Genomic DNA, 21,060 nt, shown 5'->3' with positions numbered 1-21,060 from the left:
CGCCGACAAGTGTTGGCGCCGGGCGCGAGCTGGGCGAGCTTGGCCGCGTCTATCCTGGGGGTCCTCGATGCGTCGCCTGATGTTCGCACTCGCGCTTGTCCTGTTCGCAGCACGCCCGGCGCTCGCCGACGATCGGCCGCTCAACGCCGTGGTCGCCGCCTACGAAGCCTGGGCCCTGGCCGACGATCCCTTCACGGCCGGGCGCGAAGGCGACAAGGCCGCGCTCTCGCGTCTCGCCGACGTCACCCCCGCCGCCGACGCGGCCCGCAAGCGCGGCCTCGAAGGCTTCCGTGCCCGGCTCGCGACGGTCGATCCGAAGGGGCTGTCGACCGAGGCGCGCCTGAACCGCGACTTCCTCGACTGGACGCTGGACCGGCGGCTGAAGAGCCTCGGTTTCGACGAGGCCCGCCTGCCGTTCAATTCCGACGGCGGCTTCGATCAGGACCTCAACTATTTCGCCTCCACGACCAACCTCGACAGCGAGGCCGAGGCGCGGGCCTGGATCGCCCGGCTGCAGGCCCTGCCGACCTTTTTCGCCGACAACCTCGCCAATGCCCGGCGCGGGATCGCCACCCGGTTCACCCAGCCGAAGTCCACCACCGAAGCGGTGATCCTGCGCGTGAAGACCGCGCTGGCCATCCCAGTGGAGGCCGATCCGCTCTTGAAGCCCTTCGCCACCCTGCCCGCGAGCGTGCCCGCGCCGCGTCGCGCCGCGCTCCGCGCCGAGGCGGCCGCCATCGTCCAGACCCGCATCCGTCCCGCCCAGCAGGCCTTCCTGGCGTTCCTGCAGACCGAGTACCTGCCTGCCTCGCGCCCCGCGCTCGGCATCCGCAGCCTCGCCGGCGGCGAGGCCTACTACCGCTGGCTGGTCGCCGACCACACCACCACCGACCTGACGCCGGATCAGATCCACCAGATCGGTCTGGACGAGGTGGCCCGCATCCGCGGTGAGATGGACGCCGTCATCGCCGCCACAGGCTTCAAGGGCGACAGGGCTGCCTTCGTCGCCATGCTGCGGAAAGATCCGCGCTTCTACGCGACCTCCCGCCAGGATCTGCTGGAGAAGGCCTCGGAGATCGACAAGCGGATCGACGACAAGCTGCCGCGCTACTTCGCCACCCTGCCGCGCCTGACCTTCGGCGTGCGCCCCGTGCCGGCCGAGATCGAAGACAGCTACACCACCGGCCGCTATTTTGGGGGGTCGCCGAAGCAGGGGATCGCCGGCGGGTACATGGTCAACACCAGCCACCTCGACCAGCGGCCGCTCTATGAGCTGACCGCGCTGACCCTGCACGAATCCGTCCCCGGCCATCACCTGCAGATCGCCCTCGGCCAGGAGCTGGAGGGCGTGCCGTCCTTCCGGCGCAATGCCGACGTCACCGCCTACACCGAAGGCTGGGGCCTCTACGCCGAGCAGCTGGGCGTCGAGATGGGCATCTACCGCAACCCCTACGAACAGTTCGGCCGGCTCTCCTACGAGATGTGGCGCGCCTGCCGGCTCGTCGCCGACACCGGCCTCCACTGGATGGGCTGGAGCCTGGACCAGGCCCGCGCCTGTTTCACCGAGAACACCGCGCTCAGCCCCCTGAACATCGAGGTCGAGCTCGCGCGTTACGTCGGCTGGCCGGGCCAGGCGCTGGCCTACAAGGTGGGCGAGTTGAAGATCGTGGCGCTGCGGCGCAAGGCCGAGGCGGCGCTCGGCCCCGGTTTCGACATCCGAAAGTTCCACGACGCCGTATTGCTGGCAGGACCCCTGCCGCTCGATCTGCTGGAGCGGCGCGTCGACGCCTGGGTCGCAATGGAGAAACATTAACTTGACGCAGGCGTCACCGAAATATTGATGCAACAGCGGTATGCTTTTAACGAAAGCTGAACGGCGTTAAGATACCGGCTCCCCATATGCGGAGCCGTGGGTCGTGCTTGGCGCCCGCGACACGGGAGGAGATTTAAGATGAAGGCGCGTATTAGCGTGCTGGCGGCGCTCGGCGGCGCGGCCCTGATCTACGGCTTCACCAGCGATGGTCTGGTGGGCCAGGCGGCGCACAAGGCGGTGGCCGCGGAATCCGCGGCGGCCCAGCCGATCCGCGTCAGCAACTTCATGCTGGTCGACCAGGACCTGGGCGCGCACGAGCTCTACCGCATGTCCGACAAGTCGGCGATCGTGCTCATCACCCAGATGAACGGCTGCCCGATCTCCCGCAGCCAGGCCCCGGCCTACAAGGAGCTGCAGGCCCAGTTCGCCGGCAAGGGCGTCGAGTTCATGATGCTGAACTCCGCTGCGCAGGACACCCGTGAGACCATCCAGAAGGAGGTCAAGGACGCCGGCTACGACATGCCCGTCCTGATGGATTCCAACCAGCTGGTCGGCGAGCAGCTCGGCGTGCAGCGCACGGCCGAAGTCTATGTGATCAACCCCAAGACCTGGCAGGTGGTCTACCACGGCCCGGTCGACGATCGTTCCGACTACGGCGGCGGCCAGAAGAAGGTCGAGCACCGCTACGCGGCCGACGCGCTGAGCGCGGTGCTGGCCGGCCAGACCGTGCAGCAGGCCTCCCTGCCGTCCAAGGGCTGCCTGATCGACTTCCCGGCCAAGGCCAAGGTCGCGCAGATCTCCTACGTCCACGACGTGGCGCCGATCCTCGAAAAGAATTGCGTGAGCTGCCACGAGAAGGGCGGCATCGGCCCGTTCGCCATGGACCGCTACGAGACGGTCAAGGGCTTCTCGCCGATGATTTCCGAGGTCGTGATGACCCACCGGATGCCGCCGTATAACGCCGACCCGCACGTGGGTAAGTTCTCGGACAACAAGAACCTGACCCCGACCGAGATCAAGACGCTGGTCCACTGGGTGGAGGCCGGCTCGCCGCGTGGCGAAGGCCCCGACCCGCTGGCGGCCAAGACGCACGTCGCCTCCGATTGGCCGCTCGGCAAGCCCGACCTGGTGCTCGACGTGCCGGCCTACACGATCCCGGCCAGCGGCGTGGTGGACTACCAGCACCCGTGGGTCGCCAATCCGGAGACCAAGGGCCACTGGATCCGCGCCTCGACCATCAAGGTCGAGCAGCGCGCCGGCGTGCACCACCTGCTCACCGGCTACATGAAGGACGTTCCGGCGGCCGGCCAGCCGGCCTACGAGAACCGCTGGGGCGTTTCGGTCGGCGGCTACGCCGTCGGCGCGGAATCCGAAGTCGATCCGAGAAACGTCGGTTCCTATCTGCCGCCCGGCGGCGCGATCGGGATGCAGGCGCACTACACGCCGTTCGGCAAGGAAGCGACCGATCACTCCAAGATCGGCATCTACTTCTACAAGGACAGCGAAACGCCCAAGTACGTGATGCACGGCGGCGTGGTGGTGAACAACGCCATCGAGATCCCGGCCGGCGAAGCGCGCCACAAGGAGATCGCCTATCTGACGATCCCCCACGACATGCTGCTCTACGCGGCCTTCCCGCACGCCCACTACCGCGGCTACGCCGCGGACCTGTGGATCCGCTATCCGGACGGCAAGGAGAAGCTGTTGCTCAGCCTGCCGCGCTACGACTTCAACTGGCAGCGCGACTACACCTTCGCCGAGCCGCTGAAGGTGCCGGCGGGCTCCAGGCTGATCGCCCACTGGGTCTACGACAACTCGAAGGAAAACCCGGCCAACCCGGACCCGACCAAGACCATCACCTGGGGCGAGCAATCGTGGCAGGAGATGTTCTACACCGCGATCCGCTATCGCTGGCTGGACGAGACCTCGGCCAAGCAGCTGCCGCAGTACGACCAGGACCTGAACAAGGACCGCATGATGGGGATGATGGACTCCAACATGGACGGCAAGCTGCAGAAGGCGGAACTCAAGGGTGAGGTCGGCCACATGCTCGCCAAGTACTTCGAGGTGCTCGACAAGGACCACGACGGCTCCCTCGACGCGGCGGAGCTGGCGGCGGCTCAGAAGATGATGCCGCAGCATCGTCGCCAGGCGCCGTCGACGGCGGCGGAGGCCTTCTCGTCCGCCGAGAAGAGCAGCACCAAATAGGCCTCGCGTCCGTCCCCGGTCGTACGCGAACACCGGGGACGGACCGATGCGCCTGCTGATCTACGAAGCTTCCTACCGCCGCCTGCAGGCGGCCATCGACGGGCTCGGCCGCGAGGTCGAGCCCGTTCTCATGGACGCCGCCGCCGCCTTGAGCCTGGACGACGCGCCCGTGTCCCTCGAGGACGCGGCCATCGAGGCCGCCTGGGCCAACAACGAAACCTTCTTCGGCCCCGTCGCCCGCGACTTCTCCCGGGCGCTCCTGAAATCTCCCACGCTGAAATGGCTGCAGAGCGGGGCCGCCGGCTTCGACCATCCGATCTTCGGCCAGCTGGTCGAGCGCGGCGTGCGCCTGGCCACCAGCCACGGCCAGGCCGTGGGCATCGCCGACTACGTCCTGTGGGGCGTGCTCGACCACCTGCAGCGCGGACCTGAGCGGCGCGCAGCCCAGGGCGCCGCCGACTGGAAGCGCGGCCTGCGCTTCCGGGAGATCGCCGGCGGCGAGTGGCTGGTCATCGGCTTCGGGGCCATCGGCCAGGGCGTGGGGGCCCGCGCCCGGGCCTTCGGCGCGCGCGTCACCGGCATCCGCCGCGACCCGTCTCCCCATCCGGCCGCCGACCTGATCGCCGGCCAGGCCGATATCGCGGCCCTCCTGCCCCGCGCCGACGTGGTGGTGCTTTCCGTCCCCCTGACCGCCGAAACGCGCCATCTGGTCGACGCGGCGTTCCTGGCCGCCATGAAGCCGCGCTCGGTGCTGGTCAATGTCGGCCGCGGCGGCCTGATCGACGAGGCGGCCCTCCTGGCGGCCCTGGAAAAGGGCGTGCCCGAGCATGCCGTGCTCGACGTCTTCGACACCGAGCCCCTGCCGGAGGACAGCCCGTTCTGGAGCCACCCACGGGTGACCGCAACCTCGCACCTCTCCGGCGCCACCGAGGGCCAGGCGGCGCGCAACGACGAGGTGTTCCTGGAGAACCTGCGCCGCTACCTGGCGGGCGAAACCCTGATCAGCGAAATCGCGCCCACTGACGTGCTGGCGGCGCGCTGACCTCCGCGGCTACTCGGTCCACAACTCGTGGACGTCGCCCTTGCGGTTGAGCATGCGCACGGCGCGCTTGACCACCTCGATCAGCCGCTCGCGCCGGTCGTCCACGTCATAGGTCATGGCGCCCTTGGCCAAGCCCTCCAGCAGGAAGCGGCCGAGGTCGCGGCTGGTCTGCGAGCGGGCGTCGGCGCCGGCCTGGATCATCGCCCCGAAGCGGCTACCCACCTGGGCGTGGTCGAAGGCGCTCTGGGCGGCGGCCAGCCGCTCGCGCAGCATGGGATCGGTGCGCGCGGCGGCCTCCAGCTCGGCGAAGGCCACGAACGGGACCTCCCTGAGCAGCGCCCAGTAGGCGTCGATGGCGTGCTCGGCCGCGTCCACGCCGGCGGCCGGCGCCGCGCCCGCCCGCTCGAACAGCTTGGCGCGCTCCAGCTCGATATGGGCGATCGCCGCCTCCACCAGCTGCTCGCGGGTGGCGAAGTGATACAGCATGGCGCCGCGCGTCAGCTTGGCGGCCTCGGCGATCAGGGCGTTGGTGGCGGTGTGGTAGCCAACCTCGGCGAACAGCCGCATGGCGGCCTCGAGGATTCGCGCACGGGTGCGCAGCGACTTCGGCGTCGCCTTGGCCGGATAGGTTCGGGCGTCCATCTGGACCTTGTTGTCTGGGCGACCTGGGGAGGGCCTGCTCTAGGCGTTAGGTAGTGCACTAAACCGCCCGACGCCACACTCCAGCGGGCGCGCTTCGCCGAACGCGGCTCATTGACAGGGCCGCCGCAATCCTGACAGGTGGGCTGCCACGATCTCCTGGCAGTGGGGCTGTCATGAAACCGCCGTCTCCGAGCCTGCGCGATCGTCAGCGCGAGGAAACCCGCGAGCAGATCCTGCGCGCGGTCGGCCGCCAGCTGGAAAGCGCGCCGCTGGAAGACGTGAGCTTCGCCGACATCGCCAAGGACGCCGGCGTCGGGGAGCGGACGGTCTACCGCTATTTCCCGACCAAGGAGGCGCTGCTGGGCGCCTTCTGGGCCTGGCTGCAGAACCAGGCCGTGGCCACCACGACGCCCGAACGCCCCAAGGGCCCCGCCGTCCTGCCGCGCATCCGCGAGGCGATCACCGCGCCGCGCGACGCCCGGCGGCCCATGCGCATCCTGGTCGCCACCGACGCCTGGGAGCCGCAGGTCAACGGCGTGGTCCGCACCCTCACCCGCACGGTCGCTGAGTTGCGCGCCATGGGCCATGCGGTGGAGGTGATCTCGCCGGACCTCTTCAAGACCTTCCCCTTGCCCACCTATCCGGAGATCAAGGTCGCCATCGGCTGCTACGAGCCGGTGCAGGAGCGCTTCAAGGCCTTCGAGCCGGAAGCCATCCACATCGCCACCGAAGGCCCTATCGGCCTGGCCGCCCGGCGCATCTGCGTGGAGTGGAAGCTGCCCTTCACGACCAGCTACCACACCCGCTTCCCGGAATATGTCTCGGCGCGCCTGCCGTTACCACTGGCCGCCGGCTACGCCTACATGAAGTGGTTCCACAAGCCGTCGGGCCGGGTGATGGTCGCCACGCCCACCATGCGCGACGAGCTGGCCGGCCACGGCTTCCGCAACATCTCCTCCTGGTCGCGCGGCGTCGACACCGAGGTGTTCCGGCCGCGCAAGTCCGGCGAGCCGGACATCTTCGAGGGCCTGCCGCGGCCCATCTCGCTCTACGTCGGCCGCGTCGCCGTGGAGAAGAACATCGAGGCGTTCCTGGGCCTCGACCTGCCCGGCGCCAAGGTCGTCGTCGGACCGGGGCCCTCCAAGGACGAGCTCGCCGCCAAATATCCCGAGGTGGTGTTCACCGGGCCCAAGTCCGGCGCCGACCTCAGCGCGGCCTACAACTGCGCCGACGTCTTCGTCTTCCCCTCGCTCACCGACACCTTCGGCCTGGTGATCCTGGAGGCCATGGCCTCGGGCACGCCGGTGGCGGCCTACCCGGCGCCGGGCCCCATCGACATCATCCCGGGCTCCGGCGCCGGCGCGCTCGCCCACTCGCCCACCGAAGGCCTCAAGGAAGCCTGCCTGGAAGCCCTCAAGCTCGACCGCAAACAGGTCCGCGCCTTCGCCGAGAAATTCTCCTGGCGCGCCTGCGCCGAGGATTTCGTGCGCAACCTGCAGCCCTATCCCGAGCCCGAGAAGACGCGATTCTGGCGAAGGCTGCGCCGGCTGGCGCGGGTGAGACGGCGCAGGCCGGAAGCGGCGTAGCGCCTACATCAACCTCGCCCGCATGGCCTGCGACAGGAAGTCGATCAGGGTCACGGCGACGATGATCACCACCACGATCGCCGAGAGCTGCGGGTACTGGAAGCCATTGAGCGCATCGAACAGCAGCTGGCCGATACCACCGGCGCCGATCAGGCCCAGCACCGTCGCCGAGCGGGAGTTCGATTCGAAGCGGTAGAGGGCATAGGAGGTCCACAGCGGCGCCACCTGCGGGATGACGCCCCAGATGATCTCCTGCAGCCGGTTGGCGCCGGTCGCCCGCACGCCCTCGATCGGGCCCTTGTCGATGGACTCCACGGCCTCCGAGAACAGCTTCGCCAGAACGCCGCCAGTGTTGACGGTCAGCGCCATGACGCCGGCGAAGGGCCCCAGGCCGACCGCCACCACGAACACCAGGCCGACCACCAGGTCCGGCACCGAGCGCAGCAGGTTCATCAGCAGGCGCATCGGCTGCTGCAGCCATATGGGCGAGATGTTGCGCGCGCAGGCCAGGCCGAAGGGCACCGCGATCACCACCGCCAGGAAGGTGCCCCAGATGGCGATCTGCACCGTCAGCCACATCTGGGCGACGTAGAGCTTCCACTGGGTGAAGTCCGGGTGCAGGAAGCCGCGCCCGAACTCCTGCATGTTCTGGCTCTGGGTGAAGAGCTTGGTGACGTGGCCGATCTCCACCGGCCTGAAGGCGATGCCGAGGAACAGGATCAGCCCGCCCCATAGCAAGAGGCCCGGGACCTGCTGCAGCAGGGTGCGGGTCGGCGGCGGCGGCGCGTCCGCCGCGGTGACGGCCGCAGAGCTTGTGGGCGCGCTCATCAGACGTCCGGCTGGGCGGCGCGCTTCTGGGCGTTGGCGGCGCGCAGCTGGTCGAAGGCCTTCTGCGCGGCGTCGATCTTGGCCTTGTCGTGGCCCCTCTTGGCCTCAGCCAGCGTCTGGGCCGCCTCCATCTCGCGGACCGGATCGAGATAGGTGTCGTCGGCCGGCCGGAAGCCGCCGTAGGCCAGTCCCGCCAGCACCTTGCGCTGCTTGTCGGCCTGCGGGCCCGCGCCCACGCCGTAGGTCAGGAAGAACTGGCGGATCTTCTCCTTCAGCGCCGGATCCATGTCCTTGCGAACGATGATCGAGGATTCCGGCAGCGGCGGCGATTTCCAGATCACCTCGATCTTGTCGAACATGGCCGGGTTCTGGCGCTTGTAGAACAGCAGGCCCACCGTGTTGTTGGTGGCCACGTCCAGCACGCCGGTCGCCACCGACAGGAAGTTCGCCTGGTGGCTCGCCGAGCGCACCACCTTGAAGCAGTTGGTGGGCTCGATGCCCTTCGGATCGAACAGATAGGTCATGGGCGCCAGAGTGCCCGAGGTCGACTTGGCGTCGCCGATCCCGAAGGCGTAGCGCTTGCCGCAGGCCAGCACCTTGTCGACGGTGATGCCGCTGCCCTTCTTGGCGATCAGCACCGATTCGTAGCTGGCCTCGCCGCCGGCATCGACCACGCGACCCAGCACCTCGGCGTTGGCGCGCTTCACCGCCTCCAGCGCCGGATCCGCGGAGAACCAGCCCAGCTGCACCTGCTTGAAGCGCATGGCCTCCACCAGCGAGGTGTAGTTGGTGGCGAAGTAGGGCTTCACCTTCACCCCGATCTGGGCGGACATGTCGTCGAGCAGGGGCTGCCAGAGCGGCGCCATGGACGACTGGTTCTCGGCCGACAGGATCGAGAAGGTCAGCTCCTTGGGCGTCCCCCCCGCGGTCGAGGCCTTCTCGCTGCAGGCGGCCAGGCCCAGGGCGGCCAGCAGGCCCAGGGTCGCCCCGACGGCGGCCCCGACGGCGGTCACGCGACGGCGACGGATCATTTCGGGGCTTCCTCCCAGAACACGTCCTCGAACTCCGGACCGTAGATGTCGATCAGCTGCGTGCGCTTCAGGCCCGTGGCCTTGCCGTCATAGACGATCTTGCCCGCCTTGAGGGCCACCACGCGGTCGCAGTAGCGCAGCGCATAGTCCACCTGGTGCAGGGTGACGACCACCGTCAGCCCGTCCTCGTGGTTGAGCGTGCGCAGGGCCTCCATGACCCGGCGCGCCGCCACCGGGTCGAGCGAGGCCACCGGCTCGTCGGCGAGCACGATCTTGGCCTGCTGCACCAGGGCGCGGGCGATGGCGGCGCGCTGCTGCTGGCCGCCGGAAAGGGTGTTGGCCCGCTGGGCGGCGTAGTCGGCCACGCCCATCCGCGCCAGGGCGACCATCACCGCGCTCTTGGTCTCCGCCGGCCACAGCCCCAGGAACCCGCGCAGCGCCCCGATCCGGCCCAGCGAGCCCAGGGCCACGTTGGTGAACAGGGAGAGCCGGCCGACCAGGTTGAACTGCTGGAAGATGAAGCCGATGCGGGTGCGGATCTTGCGCACGTCGGGGCTGATCTTGCCGTTCTCCTGCACCGGCGCGCCGAACGCCTCGATCTTCCCGGCCCCGCCGTCGATGGTCTGCAGGGCGCTGATCGAGCGCAGCAGGGTCGACTTGCCGGAGCCGGACGGGCCGATCAGGGCGATCATCTCGCCGCGTCCGACCTCGATGGAGACGCCGTCCAGCGCCTGGCGCTGCCCGAAGGTCTTGGAGGCGTTCCGTATGGACAGAACGGCGTCGGACATGGCCCCCAGACTTCCCCCAGATCGAGCGCGCGCGCAGGCGGCCAAACCCCCTGGATGGCGCAGGGGTGCGACGGCTTCATGACACGTGCGGCCTCGTTTGGTCCAGCCGCTCAGCACGCTCCAGATTCGCCGCGGCGGGCGCCAGAAGAGCCCCAGTGGAGCCGTTTCGTCGACCGCCGTTCGGCAAGTATGACAGCGCGCCGCACGGTAAGACTCTTTACATCACCGGCTGATACCCCTATCTGCGCGAATTCCGGCGGACCCGATGTCCTGAAAAGCGCTGCTAACGCCGGTCTGGGTTCAACAATTCCTTGGGGGTTGCGTGAATTGCACGCTTACCAATCACCCCTGGACCTGGTCCGTGAGCGGTCCCCGGAACGTCCCGTCGCCCTAGCGCGACCGGATGCGGTGGCGGCAGCGGCGCGCTGGTTCCAGGTACAATTCAAGGGTGACGTGTTCTACGCCGTGAAGGCGAACCCTTCGCCGTGGGTGATCGAAACCCTCGCCGCGAACGGGGTCACCTCCTTCGACGTGGCCTCCATTCCCGAAGTCGAGTTGGTCGCCCGCCACGCGCCGGGCGCGCGGATGGCCTTCATGCACCCGGTGAAGAGCCGCGCCGCCATCGCGGCCGCCTACTTCGACCACGGCGTGCGCACCTTCGCCCTCGACACCCACGAGGAGCTGGCCAAGATCCTCGAAGCGACCGGCAATGCCGACGACCTCGCCCTGATGGTCCGCCTGGCGGTCTCGGCCGATGGCGCGGCCTATTCCCTCTCCGGCAAGTTCGGCGCCGACATCCACGAGGCGCCGGGCCTGATGCTGGCCGCCCGCCGAGCCACCCAGGACCGCATGGGCGTCTCCTTCCACGTGGGCAGCCAGTGCATGCGCCCCACCGCCTTCCAGGCGGCCATGGCCCAGGCCAGCCGCGCCATCGTGCGCGCCGGCGTCATGGTCGACGTGGTCGACGTGGGCGGCGGCTTCCCGAGCGTCTATCCCGGCATGATCCCGCCGGACATGGCCTCCTATGTGGATTCCATCCAGCGCGGCTTCGCCGAGATGATGGTCCACGAGGACACCGAGCTGTGGTGCGAACCCGGCCGGGCGCTGGTCGCCGAAGCCTCGTCGATCCTGGTCAAGGTCGAGCTGAAGAAGGCCGACGCCCTTTACCTCAACGACGGCAGCTACGGCTCCCTGTTCGACGCCGCCCACACCAAATGGCCGTTCCCGGTGAAGCTGTATCGGAGCGAGGGCGCCCAGGCCTGCGAAGTGGAAGGGCCCCTGAAGCCCTTTCGCTTCTACGGACCGACCTGCGACAGCCTCGACCACATGCCGGGCCCGTTCTGGCTGCCGGAGGACGTCCGCGAGGGCGACTACATCGAGATCGGCATGCTGGGCGCCTATGGCGTGGCCATGAACACCCGCTTCAACGGCTTCGGCGACGCCGAGACCGTGGTGGTCGCCGACGCTCCCATGGCCTCGATGTTCGGCCTCGCCGGCCGCAGCATCCGCCTGCCGCGCGAGCAGCAGGAGGACGACCGCAAGGTAGTGCGCCTGTCGCGCCCCAAGGGCGCGGCCGGCAAGAAGCGCCGCAAGCGGTAACCAGCTCTTGGGCTGATCAGTTGAAGGCGCGGCCGGTCGCTCCGTCCCGGTCGCGCTCCTGCTATTGGACGGGCGCTCAAACTCTTGAGGAACCTTGAGAATGAACGCTGACGTTCAGAAGTCGAACCGCAAGGCCGAGCTGCTGGCCAATACCGTCGAGCACGTGGCGATCGACCAGTACGACGCCCGGCCGATCATCGACGCCATGCGCAAGATGAGCTTCACCAGCCGCGACACCGCGCGCGCCGCCGACATCTGGGCCATGTCGCTCGAGGACGCGTCCTGCTCGACCTGGCTGACGCTCGCCGGCTCCACCAGCGCGGCCGGCTGCATGCACATCTACCGCGACATGGTCAGCCACGGGATGATCGACGTGATCGTCGCCACCGGCGCCTCCATCGTCGACATGGATTTCTTCGAGGCGCTGGGCTTCAAGCACTACCAGGCGCAATCGAACGTCGACGACCGCGACCTGCGCGACCTCTACATCGACCGCATCTACGACACCTACATCGACGAGGAAGAGCTGCAGAACTGCGACGGGACGATCTACGACCTGTGCAACGCCCTCGAGCCGCGCCCCTATTCCAGCCGCGAGTTCATCCACGAGATGGGCAAGTGGCTGGCGGCGGACCATGCGAAGAAGCCCGGCTCGCTGGTCCAGACGGCCTTCGAGGAAGGCGTGCCGATCTTCTGCCCGGCCTTCACCGATTCATCGGCCGGCTTCGGCCTGGTGAAGCACCAGGTGGAGCGCATGAAGGCGGGCAAGCCCTATCTCACCATCGATAGCGTCGCCGACTTCCGCGAGCTCACCGACATCAAGATCGCGGCGGGGACCACGGGCCTGTTCATGGTCGGCGGCGGGGTGCCCAAGAACTTCGCCCAGGACACCGTCGTCTGCGCCGAGATCCTCGGCCACGAGGCGGAGATGCACAAATACGCCGTGCAGATCACCGTCGCCGACGTCCGCGACGGCGCCTGCTCCTCCTCGACGCTCAAGGAGGCCTGCTCCTGGGGCAAGGTCGACGTCACCTGGGAACAGATGGTCTTCGCCGAAGCCACCACCGTCGTCCCCCTGATCGCCTCCAACGCCTGGCACAAAGGCGCCCACAAGGGGCGCAAGAAGCCCCGCTGGGCGGAGTTGTTCAAAAGCTCACCCGCCAGGTAGGCGGGGGATTTTACTCACAAAATATCCGCACCTTGGTCTTCTCCTGGTCCACGTCGACCCGCAGATCGCTGAGCTGGTCGATCAGGTCCTCCAGGTTCTCCGGCTTCAACTGGCCGATGTCGAAGGGCACGCCGTTCTTGGCCAGCTCGGCGTTGACCTGATCTCGGGCCTGGGGCGGGATCAGGCTGGTCAGCCGCACCCCGGCCCTGAGCAGCGCCATGGGCACGCGGATATTGACCTTGGTCGGGCCCCCCTCATCGCCCGGCTCGTCGGTGTCCACCGAGACGCGCAGGTACTTGGGCGCGCCGTTGGCGCCCGCAGCGGCCGGCGGTCGCGCCGCGGTCGGCTCGCTGCGGTCCAGGGCCGACAGCAGGCGTTCGGCCTCGTCGGCGGTGATCTTGCCTTCGGCCAGCATCTGCAGGATCGAGCGTCGATCGTCGTTCATGGGATCAGCTCCTAAAGGATCTTGAGGCGGACGTAGGCGTCCGGGGTGTCGACGAGAATCTCGGTCCCGCCGAGCGCGAGCAGCAGCGCGCCGATCGAGACGGCGGCGATAAGGGGGTCGGGCCGGAGCCTGGGCGGGACGAAGTAGCCCACGAGCGCCAGCACCAGGGCAAACGGCGCCAGCAGCAGGAACAGCGGCGTCAGCGGCAGCCACAGCCGCACCACCGTGCGCCGCCGCCGGACGCCGGGCGGCCGCGGCGTTTCCGGCGAAAGGGCCTCGCCGGTCGTGACCTCGCGGGTTCGGGCCGCACGGCCTTGCATGGCCGCCAGGCCAAAATGGCTGACGGCGCGGGGATAGGCGGCGGACATCTAACGGCCCTCCAGGTCGGAAATCGCCTGATCGGCGGTGATCTCGCCGCGCTTCAGGCGCTCCAGCACCTCCGCGCGGCTCGGTTTCGGATCGATCTCCACCAGCTCGAGCGCCTCGGAGATGCGGTTCAGGCGCGCCTTCACGGTCGGGTAGGAGACGCCGAACGTCGCCTCCATCTCCTTGATCGAGCCGTGGCTGCGCACGAAGGCGGCGACGAACACCTGATCCTCCGACGACAGCTGGGCGAGCTTGGGCAGCTCGAAGCTGCCCTCGATCGCCACGTCGCGGTCGGTCAGCCGCACCCGCTCCACCACCATGGGCCGGCCGCGGGTGAGCTCGCTCAAAGCCTGCCAGTCTTGCGTTTTCGTCGTCGTCATGACCATGAACTTAAGTTTCTCAATCTGTGAGTCAAGTTTTTTAATTTCGGGGGTAAAACGGACTCGACGCCCATTGGCCGTGGTTGAATCCGCCCCCCAAGCCTGCGACACCCAGGGTCAGGTACTTGGGGAGTTTGCGATGAAGCTTGGCGTGCTGGCGGCGGGGGCCGCCTTGATCCTGGTCACCGGCGCCGCAGCCCAGCAGGCGGCCCAGCCGGCCATGGCGCCAGCCGCGAAATTCTCCGGCTACCTCGGCGAGGCCGCCCCCGACACCTACGCCATCCTGCCGCCGTCGCCGACGCCCGGCGATCCCCGCGACCAGGCCGACCGCGCCATCTTCAAGGCCACGCGCGGCTATGAGCACGATCCCCGCTGGCCCATGGCGCAGAACGACGCCAATTCCGCGGGCATCGTGAAGGACCTTGCCTGCGCTTTGGGCGTCGAGCTGACGCCGCAGAACGCGCCGCGCACCCTGGCCCTGATCGGCAGGGTGGGCCCCGACGCCAGCCGCGTCACCAACCGGCCCAAGGACATCTACAAGCGCCCGCGCCCCTACCTGCGCGACGCGGGTACCATCTGCCTCCCGAAGGATCCGGCGCTGGCCGCGAGCCCCGACTATCCGTCCGGCCACAACACGTGGAGCTGGGCGGTCGGCCTGATCATCGCCGAACTCGCCCCCGACCGCGCCGCCCCGATCCTCAGCCGCGCCCGCGCCTTCGGCGAGAACCGCCTGGTCTGCGGCGTGCACTCCCTGAGCGCTGTGGAAGCCGGCCGCGACAATGGCGCGATCCTGGTCGCGGCCCTGCACGCCTCGGCGCAGTTCCGCGCCGACATGGACGCCGCCCGCGTCGAGATCGACCAGGCCCGCGTGCGCGGCCCACAGCCCGACGCCGGCGCCTGCGCCAAGGAAGCCCAGCTCTACGCCAAGAGCCCGTACTGACGGCCCCGGTCAGCCGTAGCTGACCACCTCGTATTCGATGCCGTTGGGATCGAAGAAATAGAATCTGCGCCCTGGTTCGTAGTCGCCGTGACTGAAGGGCTCGAGCCCGGCGGCGACCACGCGGGCTTCGGTAGCGTCCAGATCGTCGACTTCGACGCCGATGTGGTTCAGCGGGCGGCCCTTCGGGAAATCCCTGGCCGGCGTGGCCGCGCCGCGCGGGGCGTAGAGCGCCAGATACTGGCTGTCGGATCCCACGTGAACCGTGCGGCCTCCGTCCATGGCGGGTCCCTGCCAGCGCACCCGCCAGCCGAACAGCGCCTCCATCAACCTGGCGGCGGCGTCGGGATCGACCACGGTGACGTTGACGTGCTCCAGCTTCGATGAAGGCATCTTTCTTGTCCTTTCGCCCGCGCCGGATCGGCGTGTCTTGTCGGTCGTACAACCTCAAGCTAACTTGAGGTCAAGCTTTGATATGCGAGGCAAGCCCATGACGCCGGACCGGCTGCTAACCATCGGCGATCTCGCGCGACGCACCGGCCTTTCGGTCTCGGCGATCCGCTTCTACGAGAGCCGCGGCCTCGTTCGCGCTGTCCGCACCGGCGGCAATCAGCGGCGCTTCCTACGCTCGGACATCCGCCGGCTATCCTTCGCCTTGATCGCCCAGCAGCTGGGGCTGAAGCTCACGGAGATCGAGGCGGAACTCGCGACCTTGCCGCTCGACCGGGCTCCCACCCAGGGGGACTGGCGCCGCATCAGTGAGCGGGTGCGCGGCGTGCTCGATGGCAAGATCGCCGTGCTGCAGCGTACCCGCGACAAGCTCGACGGATGTATCGGCTGCGGCTGCCTCTCGCTGGAGAGATGCGCTCTCTACAACCCTGACGACCGCGCCGCGCTGGCCGGCCCAGGTCCGCGGTTCGTGCTGTCGGATCAGGCCTCGGCCTAGATCCCGGCGTACCACTCGTAGCCGCGGTCTTCCCAGAAGCCGCCGTTGCCGCGCCCGATGTGGGCGAAGTCCGCCACGGCCTCCAGGCGCATCACATATTTGGCCTGTTTGTAGCCGAGCTGGCGCTCCACCCGCAGCCTGAGCGGCGCGCCGTGGGCGATCGGCAGCGGCTGACCATTCATGGCGTAGGCCAGGATGGTCTGCGGGTGGTAGGCGTCGATCAGGTCGATGCTCTCGTAGTACTGCCCCGTCCCGTCGAGGGTCTGCTCCAGGGTGTCGGCGCAGTGCAGCACGATGTAGCGCGCATTGGGCTTCAGCTTCGCCTGGTCGAGCAGGGGGCCCAGCCTTGCGCCTGTCCAGCCGCCGATCGACGACCAGCCCTCGACGCAGTCGTGGCGGGTGATCTGGCTGCGCCCGGGGAGCTTCTTCAGGTCGTCCAGGCTCAGCGACAGCGGGTGTTCCACCAGCCCGTCGACCACCAGCCGCCAGTCGGCGAAGCCCTTGGCCGCATGGGCCACATAGTCGGGGTCGTCTGGGTTGGTCGAGCCGTTGGCCTTGAAGTCCGGCGAGACGTCGGCGGGGGTGAACTCGCGGGCCAGGGCCTTGCGGTCGACCACCAAGCGCTGGGCGCGCCGCGTCAGGCCCTCCGCGCTCTTCAGCACCGCGGCGGACCTGGGGTTTTCGGTGAGCTTGTCGCAGGCGGCCAGCCACAGGCCGGCCAGCGAGGCGCCGGCCGCGGTCAGCCAGCGGCGGCGGTTGGGCGCGTGGGTCATGCGGCGTCTCCGGTCGCGGCGGGCGTCGCAACCCCCGGCTCGGCTTCGATGGCGTATTTGCCCGTGATCATCGAGCGGATGTTGTTCCAGGTCCCGGACGCCACCACCATCGCCAGGTGGACGACGACGAAGGCGACGATCAGGTTGGCGGAGATGAAGTGGATCGAGCGGGCCGACTGCCGGCCGCCGAACAGGTCCAGAAGCCAGGGCGCGGCCGAGTCGAAGCCCGGCGACATGGTCAGGCCGGTCGCCACCATCAGCGGCAGCAGCACCACGATCACCGCCAGATAGGCGCCCTTCTGCAGGATGTTGTAGGTTCGCGCGTCCTCGCCCTTGGGGAACTTGAGCTGGGCGTGGGTGACGATCTCACGCCACACATGCGCCGGTTGAAGCTGCCAGCCCTTGGGCCACAGGTCGCGCTGGATGTGGCGGTTGATCAGGCTCATGGCCCAGTAGACCAGACCGTTGATCACGAACAGCCAGGCGAAGAAGAAGTGCCAGCGCCGGCCGTCGGCCAGGTCGCGGTAGGACGGGATGGTCGCCCAGGCCGGAAAGCCGCGCGGCTCGGCCTTGTCCCCATGCCCGGAATAGCCGAACAGGCCGGTGGTCTCGAACTGGTGGCTGCCGACCATGGTCACGCCCACCGGCTGCCCGCCCTTCTCGCCCGGGACCATAGCCAGCCACGGATGGCTGAACGCCGACTTGGCGCCCCAGTAGAGCGCCGGATGGGCGTTGAAGATCTGCAGGCCGCTCATCAGCAGCAGGGACAGCGCCAGCACATTGATCCAGTGCGTCGCGCGGGTGACGCCCGCGTGGCGATAGACCAGCAGCTTGGCGGGCTTTGCGCCCTTGTCGTGCGTCATCCGCAATCTCCCCCGAGGCGGCCAAGTCTGCCACAGCCTGAGTTCGGCGGCGACCTCGCTGAGGTTACATACGGCCGCGTTTGCCCGGCGGACGCCGAGGCTCTCCCGCTCCCCTGAGCGAGCCTACGCCGCGACGGCCGCCCTCAGCGCCTGGGCCACCACGTCGGGGCGCTCCATCGGCAGGAAGTGGCTCGTGCCGGGCACGGTCTCGATGGTGATCCGGCCGTCGGCGACGAGTTCAGCCTCGTGTCCCGCGATGCCGCAGGTGGAGCCTTCGGCGGCCAGGCGGATGTCGATCGGGCAGCGGCTCGCCGCGAAGGCGGCCCACGGGTCGTAGTTGTGGGTGCGGAAGTTTGAGGCTTCCCACGCCGGCGTGCAGGTCAGGGTCACCTCGCCGTCCGGCGTCTCGCGGAAGCCCGCCTCCACATAGTCTGCGACCATCGCCGGGGTCCAGCTGCGGAACGCGCCGCGGCCCGTATAGGCCTCCACCGCCGCCGGCTTGCTCGGGAAGACGGCCCGACGGCGCAGCGCGCCCTGGATCAGCGGCGATTCCGTGATGGGGACGCCATCGGCCATGGCCTCGCGAGGCTTGATCACCGGATCGAACAGCGCCAGCCGTTTGACCCGCGCCGGCTCCACCGCCGCGGCCAGCAGGCTGCTCGTGCCGCCCATCGAATGGCCGGCCAGCACCACCGGCGCCTCGGTCGCGGCCGCCAGGAAGGCCAGCAGGTCGTCGCGGAACTCGGCCCAGCCGTCGCGGCCCTCGATCACCGTCGGCAGGGTGCTCGCCCCGTGGCCGCGCAGGTCGATGGCCAGGATCCGCATCTCGCCGGCCAGCGGCTCGAGGAGGGTCCGGTAGGTGCGCGCGTTGAAGCCGTTGGCGTGGGAGAAGACCACGTCCACCGGCCGGTCCTGCGGCCCGAAGTCGAGGAACGCCGTAGCTCCGCCGCGGCTTTCCAGGGCGATATGGCGCTGGCGGGGTGAGCTCACTTTGGCGTCCATGCAGCTTCCCCATATAGCGTTGACCCGACGGAGGCGAACCCATGAAGCGGCTGGCGACGATCGGCTATGAGCGCGCGACCCAGGCCGAGGTGATCGGCAAGCTGAAGGACGCCGCCGTCGAGGTGGTCATCGACGTTCGCGCCGTGGCCGCCTCGCGCCGCGCCGGCTTCTCCAAGACCCTGCTGGCCGCGAGCCTGGCCGAGGCCGGCATCGACTATGTGCATTTCCGCGACCTGGGCACGCCCAAGCCCGGCCGCGACGCCGCCCGCAAGGGCCATGTGGCCGAGATGCACGAAATCTTCGAGGCGCACATGGCCGAGCCCGCCGCCCAGCTGCAGCTGGCCCAGGCCACCGAGATCGCCACGGAGCGCAAGGCCGCCTTGCTCTGCTACGAGGCCGACGCCGCTGGCTGCCATCGCCGGATCGTGGCCCAGCGCATTCAGGGCGCGACGGGGATTGATGTCGAGGACCTCTAGGCGCGACAGCCGGAAGAGTGGAGACCGCTTTTGCGTCCGACTACGCGACCCGTAAGCGCTAGCTCTCCATCTCCGCGCCGGTCAGATCGCAGCCGGCGACCTTGGCCTGGGTGAGGTCAGCCTCCAGGAAGCGGGCCCGCCGGGCCGTGGCGCCGCGCAGGTCGGCGGCGCGCAGCGAGGCGCGGGTGAAGTCGGTGCGCACGAAGCGGCCCTCGGAGATGGTCAGGGGCCCGAGCTTGGCGCCGCGAAGATCGGCGCGGGTCAGCTGCGCGCCCACCAGCTTGGCGCCGCGCAGGTCGGCTTCCCTCAGGTCCGCGCCGCGGAAATCGCAGCCGGTGAGGTCCGCGCCCTGCAGCTCCACCCGCTGCATATCGAGGCCGAAGAAGATGCACTCCGGCGCATTGAGGCCGGTCAGATGACGCCCGCGCAAGGACCGCAGCGGCCGGAAATCCACCCCAGGCAGGGTCATGATCCCGCCCTTCGCCCCGCCGCTCTCGCAATAGGCCTCGTGGTCGGCCAGCACCTCGTCGAGCGAGCGGTCGTCCACATAGACCACCGGCGGCGGGCCGCGCAGCACCGCGGACATGTCCACGTCGTCCAAGAGGGTGTGGTCGAGGTTCGCGCCGGCCACCACCGTACGCTTCATCGAGGCGCCGGAAAGATCAGCGCCGCCGAGGTCCGCGCCGGAGAGGTCCGCGCCGTCCAGCACCGCGCGCATCAGCCGCGCGCCGGCCATCTGGGCCCCGGCCAGGTTGGCGTCGGTGAAGTCGCTGGCCATGGCCACCGTGGAGGTCATCTGGGCGCCGGCCAGGTTCGCCCCGGTCAGGACGGCATAGTTCAGCTCCCCCGGCCGATGCTCGTGGCGCAGGATGCGGAAGCCGTCGAGCTTGTCCTGCAGGGCGATGCGGCCCTCTCGCAGGTCGCAGCCGGCGAGGTCGGCGCCGGCCAGGTTCGCGCCCCTGAGGCAGGCGCCGCGCAGGTCGGCGCGCTTGAAGTTGGCGCGGCGCAGGTCGGCCTCCCGCAGGTCGGCCCCGAACAGGATGGCCCGCGAGAGATTCACCTTCGCCATGCTCGCGCCGGTCAGCTTGGCGCCGGCCAGGTCCGCCTCGCGCAGGTCGAGGCCTTCGAGCGAGCAGTTGGAGAGGTCGGCATAGGTCAGCGCCAGCCGGCGGCCGCCGGAGCGCCCCTCCAGATATTTCTGGTGGGCCTCGACCGCCTCGCGCAGGCTCTGGGCGTCGAGCGCCAGATGATAGGGTTCGGCTTGGGACGACATGGCGGACCTGCGGGCACCTTGCCGGCGCCGCGCTTAAGGAACGGTTGCGCCGCCCAGGAAATCTCGTTTTCCGCGGCAGAGGCGAACCGATGCAACCGGTAGGTGTGGTGCTCGCCTTAGTTCGCGTCGCCGCCGCCGCGCGTCACCTGGGCGATCAGGGCCGCGATCCGGTCGGTGGAGTCCGCCGCGTGGTTCAGGATCGACAGCGGGCCGGTCCCGCCGGGCCGGACGGCCGAAGCCACCTGGCTCGCCGCGCTCTGGGCCATGGCGATGGCGGTGTTCTCGGCGCGGGCCAGGCCGGACGAGGCCATCACCTTGGCCTGGGCGTCCTGGTAGATGAAGCCATAGGTCGGATAGGTCGAGCCGCCGAGGTCGCGATTGGGGTCGTACCAGACCTTGACCATGCTCCAGTCGCCCGCCTGGCTGACGTCGATCAGGGTGACGTCCTTCTCGATCTTGCCGCGCGAGCCTTCGATCGGCGACCAGTTGGCGTGGGTGATCTGGATCACGCGGTCGGTCAGCACCTGGCTGACCACGGCCACGTGGCCGAGCCGCATCCGCTCCGTGGGCTTGAAGCACAGGACGGCGCCGGCCTTGGGCTGGAAGCCCGTCTGGTAGCGGCCGATGGCCTGCTTCCACCAGGTGTAGGCGTCACCGAAGATCTGAATGCCGGAGGCCAGGCGCGCGAACGTCGCGCACTGCCAATAGGTGTCCGCAACGGCGCCGGAGGTCGGCGCCAGGATCAGAACGGCCGCGACGGCCAGGGAACCCCAGAGGGTCCGCGGTCGTTTCGACATGTTTTGCGTACTCCCCGACACTACGGGCGAAGGAATAACCCTATCTGTCGAGGAGTGAAAAGAGGGTTTAAATCGAATCGCCCAGGGGGACCGGAGC

General features: G+C 69.0%; 22 protein-coding genes and 1 pseudogene. 10 read left to right on the top strand and 13 right to left on the bottom strand.

The window, feature by feature from the left end; all coding sequences use genetic code 11:
• Positions 1–67: 67 nt before the first annotated feature.
• From VGT80_RS13495 to VGT80_RS13485, 3 genes are all read left to right on the top strand, one after another.
• Positions 68–1,813: a DUF885 domain-containing protein gene (locus tag VGT80_RS13495; protein WP_327456617.1), complete on the top strand. Its 1,746-nt coding sequence runs from the start codon at positions 68–70 to the stop codon at positions 1,811–1,813.
• Positions 1,814–1,951: 138 nt separating this feature from the next.
• Complete coding sequence (locus VGT80_RS13490) at positions 1,952–4,021, top strand: redoxin domain-containing protein (RefSeq protein WP_327456616.1); 2,070 nt, start codon at positions 1,952–1,954, stop codon at positions 4,019–4,021.
• A gap of 46 nt (positions 4,022–4,067) precedes the next feature.
• Positions 4,068–5,063: a D-2-hydroxyacid dehydrogenase gene (locus VGT80_RS13485; protein WP_327456615.1), complete on the top strand. Its 996-nt coding sequence runs from the start codon at positions 4,068–4,070 to the stop codon at positions 5,061–5,063.
• Between the two features lie 9 nt (positions 5,064–5,072).
• Here VGT80_RS13485 and VGT80_RS13480 read toward each other — a convergent pair whose 3' ends face one another.
• Positions 5,073–5,705: a helix-turn-helix domain-containing protein gene (locus tag VGT80_RS13480; protein WP_327456614.1), complete on the bottom strand. Its 633-nt coding sequence runs from the start codon at positions 5,703–5,705 to the stop codon at positions 5,073–5,075.
• A gap of 173 nt (positions 5,706–5,878) precedes the next feature.
• On the opposite strand from VGT80_RS13480, the pseudogene VGT80_RS13475 reads away from it, so the two are divergent.
• Positions 5,879–6,061, top strand: a pseudogene (locus tag VGT80_RS13475) (TetR/AcrR family transcriptional regulator); the annotation flags it as partial.
• Positions 6,062–6,193: 132 nt separating this feature from the next.
• Complete coding sequence (locus VGT80_RS13470; RefSeq protein ID WP_327456629.1) at positions 6,194–7,291, top strand: glycosyltransferase family 1 protein; 1,098 nt, start codon at positions 6,194–6,196, stop codon at positions 7,289–7,291.
• A 3-nt stretch (positions 7,292–7,294) separates the two neighbouring features.
• Here VGT80_RS13470 and phnE read toward each other — a convergent pair whose 3' ends face one another.
• The 3 genes from phnE to phnC are packed head-to-tail and all read right to left on the bottom strand — an operon-like array spanning position 7,295 to position 9,938.
• Positions 7,295–8,119, bottom strand: coding sequence for a phosphonate ABC transporter, permease protein PhnE (gene phnE, locus VGT80_RS13465; protein WP_327456613.1), 825 nt, complete (start codon positions 8,117–8,119; stop codon positions 7,295–7,297).
• Positions 8,119–9,150, bottom strand: coding sequence for a phosphate/phosphite/phosphonate ABC transporter substrate-binding protein (gene phnD / locus VGT80_RS13460; protein WP_327456612.1), 1,032 nt, complete (start codon positions 9,148–9,150; stop codon positions 8,119–8,121). The genes phnE and phnD overlap by 1 nt, the downstream gene beginning before the upstream one ends.
• Entirely contained in the window at positions 9,147–9,938 is a 792-nt protein-coding gene (phnC, locus tag VGT80_RS13455; RefSeq protein ID WP_327456611.1) for a phosphonate ABC transporter ATP-binding protein, read from the bottom strand. Before phnC ends, phnD begins: the two co-directional genes overlap by 4 nt.
• Before the next feature lie 327 nt (positions 9,939–10,265).
• On the opposite strand from phnC, the gene VGT80_RS13450 reads away from it, so the two are divergent.
• Both VGT80_RS13450 and VGT80_RS13445 read left to right on the top strand, forming a co-directional pair.
• Positions 10,266–11,537, top strand: coding sequence for a type III PLP-dependent enzyme (locus VGT80_RS13450; RefSeq protein WP_327456609.1), 1,272 nt, complete (start codon positions 10,266–10,268; stop codon positions 11,535–11,537).
• A 100-nt stretch (positions 11,538–11,637) separates the two neighbouring features.
• Complete coding sequence (locus VGT80_RS13445) at positions 11,638–12,705, top strand: 1,9-bis(guanidino)-5-aza-nonane synthase (RefSeq protein WP_327456608.1); 1,068 nt, start codon at positions 11,638–11,640, stop codon at positions 12,703–12,705.
• Positions 12,706–12,715: 10 nt separating this feature from the next.
• Here the strand turns inward: VGT80_RS13445 and VGT80_RS13440 are convergent, their stop codons facing one another.
• The 3 genes from VGT80_RS13440 to VGT80_RS13430 are packed head-to-tail and all read right to left on the bottom strand — an operon-like array spanning position 12,716 to position 13,863.
• On the bottom strand, positions 12,716–13,150 hold the full coding sequence (locus VGT80_RS13440) for an SHOCT-like domain-containing protein (protein WP_327456607.1): 435 nt from the start codon (positions 13,148–13,150) through the stop codon (positions 12,716–12,718).
• An 11-nt stretch (positions 13,151–13,161) separates the two neighbouring features.
• The gene (locus tag VGT80_RS13435; protein WP_327456606.1) at positions 13,162–13,518 is read right to left on the bottom strand and encodes a hypothetical protein; all 357 of its coding nucleotides are present in this window, start codon (positions 13,516–13,518) and stop codon (positions 13,162–13,164) included.
• Positions 13,519–13,863, bottom strand: coding sequence for a DUF2089 domain-containing protein (locus VGT80_RS13430; protein WP_327456604.1), 345 nt, complete (start codon positions 13,861–13,863; stop codon positions 13,519–13,521).
• 172 nt (positions 13,864–14,035) lie between these two features.
• Between VGT80_RS13430 and VGT80_RS13425 the strand changes: the two genes are divergently transcribed.
• Positions 14,036–14,836: a phosphatase PAP2 family protein gene (locus VGT80_RS13425; protein ID WP_327456603.1), complete on the top strand. Its 801-nt coding sequence runs from the start codon at positions 14,036–14,038 to the stop codon at positions 14,834–14,836.
• 9 nt (positions 14,837–14,845) lie between these two features.
• Here VGT80_RS13425 and VGT80_RS13420 read toward each other — a convergent pair whose 3' ends face one another.
• Entirely contained in the window at positions 14,846–15,226 is a 381-nt protein-coding gene (locus VGT80_RS13420; RefSeq protein WP_327456601.1) for a VOC family protein, read from the bottom strand.
• A gap of 82 nt (positions 15,227–15,308) precedes the next feature.
• Between VGT80_RS13420 and soxR the strand changes: the two genes are divergently transcribed.
• On the top strand, positions 15,309–15,779 hold the full coding sequence (gene soxR, locus VGT80_RS13415; RefSeq protein ID WP_327456599.1) for a redox-sensitive transcriptional activator SoxR: 471 nt from the start codon (positions 15,309–15,311) through the stop codon (positions 15,777–15,779).
• On the opposite strand, the gene VGT80_RS13410 is transcribed toward soxR, so the two are convergent.
• From VGT80_RS13410 to VGT80_RS13400, 3 genes are all read right to left on the bottom strand, one after another.
• Positions 15,776–16,552 carry a molybdopterin-binding protein gene (locus tag VGT80_RS13410; RefSeq protein WP_327456597.1) on the bottom strand — a complete coding sequence of 259 codons (777 nt, stop codon included), beginning with the start codon at positions 16,550–16,552 and terminating at the stop codon, positions 15,776–15,778. The two genes, soxR and VGT80_RS13410, sit on opposite strands and share 4 nt — an antisense overlap.
• Positions 16,549–17,415, bottom strand: coding sequence for a cytochrome b/b6 domain-containing protein (locus VGT80_RS13405; RefSeq protein ID WP_327456595.1), 867 nt, complete (start codon positions 17,413–17,415; stop codon positions 16,549–16,551). The genes VGT80_RS13410 and VGT80_RS13405 overlap by 4 nt, the downstream gene beginning before the upstream one ends.
• Before the next feature lie 123 nt (positions 17,416–17,538).
• Entirely contained in the window at positions 17,539–18,417 is an 879-nt protein-coding gene (locus tag VGT80_RS13400; RefSeq protein WP_327456593.1) for an alpha/beta hydrolase, read from the bottom strand.
• 41 nt (positions 18,418–18,458) lie between these two features.
• Between VGT80_RS13400 and VGT80_RS13395 the strand changes: the two genes are divergently transcribed.
• Positions 18,459–18,893, top strand: a complete 435-nt coding sequence (locus VGT80_RS13395; protein WP_327456591.1) for a DUF488 domain-containing protein — start codon at positions 18,459–18,461, stop codon at positions 18,891–18,893.
• 58 nt (positions 18,894–18,951) lie between these two features.
• Here the strand turns inward: VGT80_RS13395 and VGT80_RS13390 are convergent, their stop codons facing one another.
• Together VGT80_RS13390 and VGT80_RS13385 are read right to left on the bottom strand one after the other, a co-directional pair.
• Positions 18,952–20,166, bottom strand: a complete 1,215-nt coding sequence (locus VGT80_RS13390) for a pentapeptide repeat-containing protein (RefSeq protein ID WP_327456589.1) — start codon at positions 20,164–20,166, stop codon at positions 18,952–18,954.
• Between the two features lie 116 nt (positions 20,167–20,282).
• A complete protein-coding gene (locus VGT80_RS13385) occupies positions 20,283–20,963 on the bottom strand; it encodes a CHAP domain-containing protein (protein ID WP_327456587.1) in 681 nt (226 codons plus the stop codon).
• Positions 20,964–21,060 lie beyond the last annotated feature (97 nt).

Origin of the sequence: Phenylobacterium sp., assembly GCF_035944335.1 — a bacterium.
Classification (GTDB): Bacteria; Pseudomonadota; Alphaproteobacteria; order Caulobacterales; family Caulobacteraceae; genus Phenylobacterium.
The sequence above is the reverse complement of the archived record's forward strand: the minus strand, read 5'-3'. Positions and strand labels throughout refer to the sequence as shown.

Excerpts from the sequence above, each read along its gene's own strand:
- VGT80_RS13495 (WP_327456617.1), top strand. The coding sequence starts at position 68 with ATGCGTCGCCTGATGTTCGCACTCGCGCTTGTCCTGTTCGCAGCACGC.
- VGT80_RS13490 (WP_327456616.1), top strand. The coding sequence starts at position 1,952 with ATGAAGGCGCGTATTAGCGTGCTGGCGGCGCTCGGCGGCGCGGCCCTG.
- VGT80_RS13485 (WP_327456615.1), top strand. The coding sequence starts at position 4,068 with ATGCGCCTGCTGATCTACGAAGCTTCCTACCGCCGCCTGCAGGCGGCC.
- VGT80_RS13480 (WP_327456614.1), bottom strand. The coding sequence starts at position 5,705 with ATGGACGCCCGAACCTATCCGGCCAAGGCGACGCCGAAGTCGCTGCGC.
- VGT80_RS13470 (WP_327456629.1), top strand. The coding sequence starts at position 6,194 with ATGCGCATCCTGGTCGCCACCGACGCCTGGGAGCCGCAGGTCAACGGC.
- phnE (WP_327456613.1), bottom strand. The coding sequence starts at position 8,119 with ATGAGCGCGCCCACAAGCTCTGCGGCCGTCACCGCGGCGGACGCGCCG.
- phnD (WP_327456612.1), bottom strand. The coding sequence starts at position 9,150 with ATGATCCGTCGCCGTCGCGTGACCGCCGTCGGGGCCGCCGTCGGGGCG.
- phnC (WP_327456611.1), bottom strand. The coding sequence starts at position 9,938 with ATGTCCGACGCCGTTCTGTCCATACGGAACGCCTCCAAGACCTTCGGG.
- VGT80_RS13445 (WP_327456608.1), top strand. The coding sequence starts at position 11,638 with ATGAACGCTGACGTTCAGAAGTCGAACCGCAAGGCCGAGCTGCTGGCC.
- VGT80_RS13440 (WP_327456607.1), bottom strand. The coding sequence starts at position 13,150 with ATGAACGACGATCGACGCTCGATCCTGCAGATGCTGGCCGAAGGCAAG.
- VGT80_RS13435 (WP_327456606.1), bottom strand. The coding sequence starts at position 13,518 with ATGTCCGCCGCCTATCCCCGCGCCGTCAGCCATTTTGGCCTGGCGGCC.
- VGT80_RS13425 (WP_327456603.1), top strand. The coding sequence starts at position 14,036 with ATGAAGCTTGGCGTGCTGGCGGCGGGGGCCGCCTTGATCCTGGTCACC.
- VGT80_RS13420 (WP_327456601.1), bottom strand. The coding sequence starts at position 15,226 with ATGCCTTCATCGAAGCTGGAGCACGTCAACGTCACCGTGGTCGATCCC.
- soxR (WP_327456599.1), top strand. The coding sequence starts at position 15,309 with ATGCGAGGCAAGCCCATGACGCCGGACCGGCTGCTAACCATCGGCGAT.
- VGT80_RS13410 (WP_327456597.1), bottom strand. The coding sequence starts at position 16,552 with ATGACCCACGCGCCCAACCGCCGCCGCTGGCTGACCGCGGCCGGCGCC.
- VGT80_RS13405 (WP_327456595.1), bottom strand. The coding sequence starts at position 17,415 with ATGACGCACGACAAGGGCGCAAAGCCCGCCAAGCTGCTGGTCTATCGC.
- VGT80_RS13400 (WP_327456593.1), bottom strand. The coding sequence starts at position 18,417 with ATGGACGCCAAAGTGAGCTCACCCCGCCAGCGCCATATCGCCCTGGAA.
- VGT80_RS13395 (WP_327456591.1), top strand. The coding sequence starts at position 18,459 with ATGAAGCGGCTGGCGACGATCGGCTATGAGCGCGCGACCCAGGCCGAG.
- VGT80_RS13390 (WP_327456589.1), bottom strand. The coding sequence starts at position 20,166 with ATGTCGTCCCAAGCCGAACCCTATCATCTGGCGCTCGACGCCCAGAGC.
- VGT80_RS13385 (WP_327456587.1), bottom strand. The coding sequence starts at position 20,963 with ATGTCGAAACGACCGCGGACCCTCTGGGGTTCCCTGGCCGTCGCGGCC.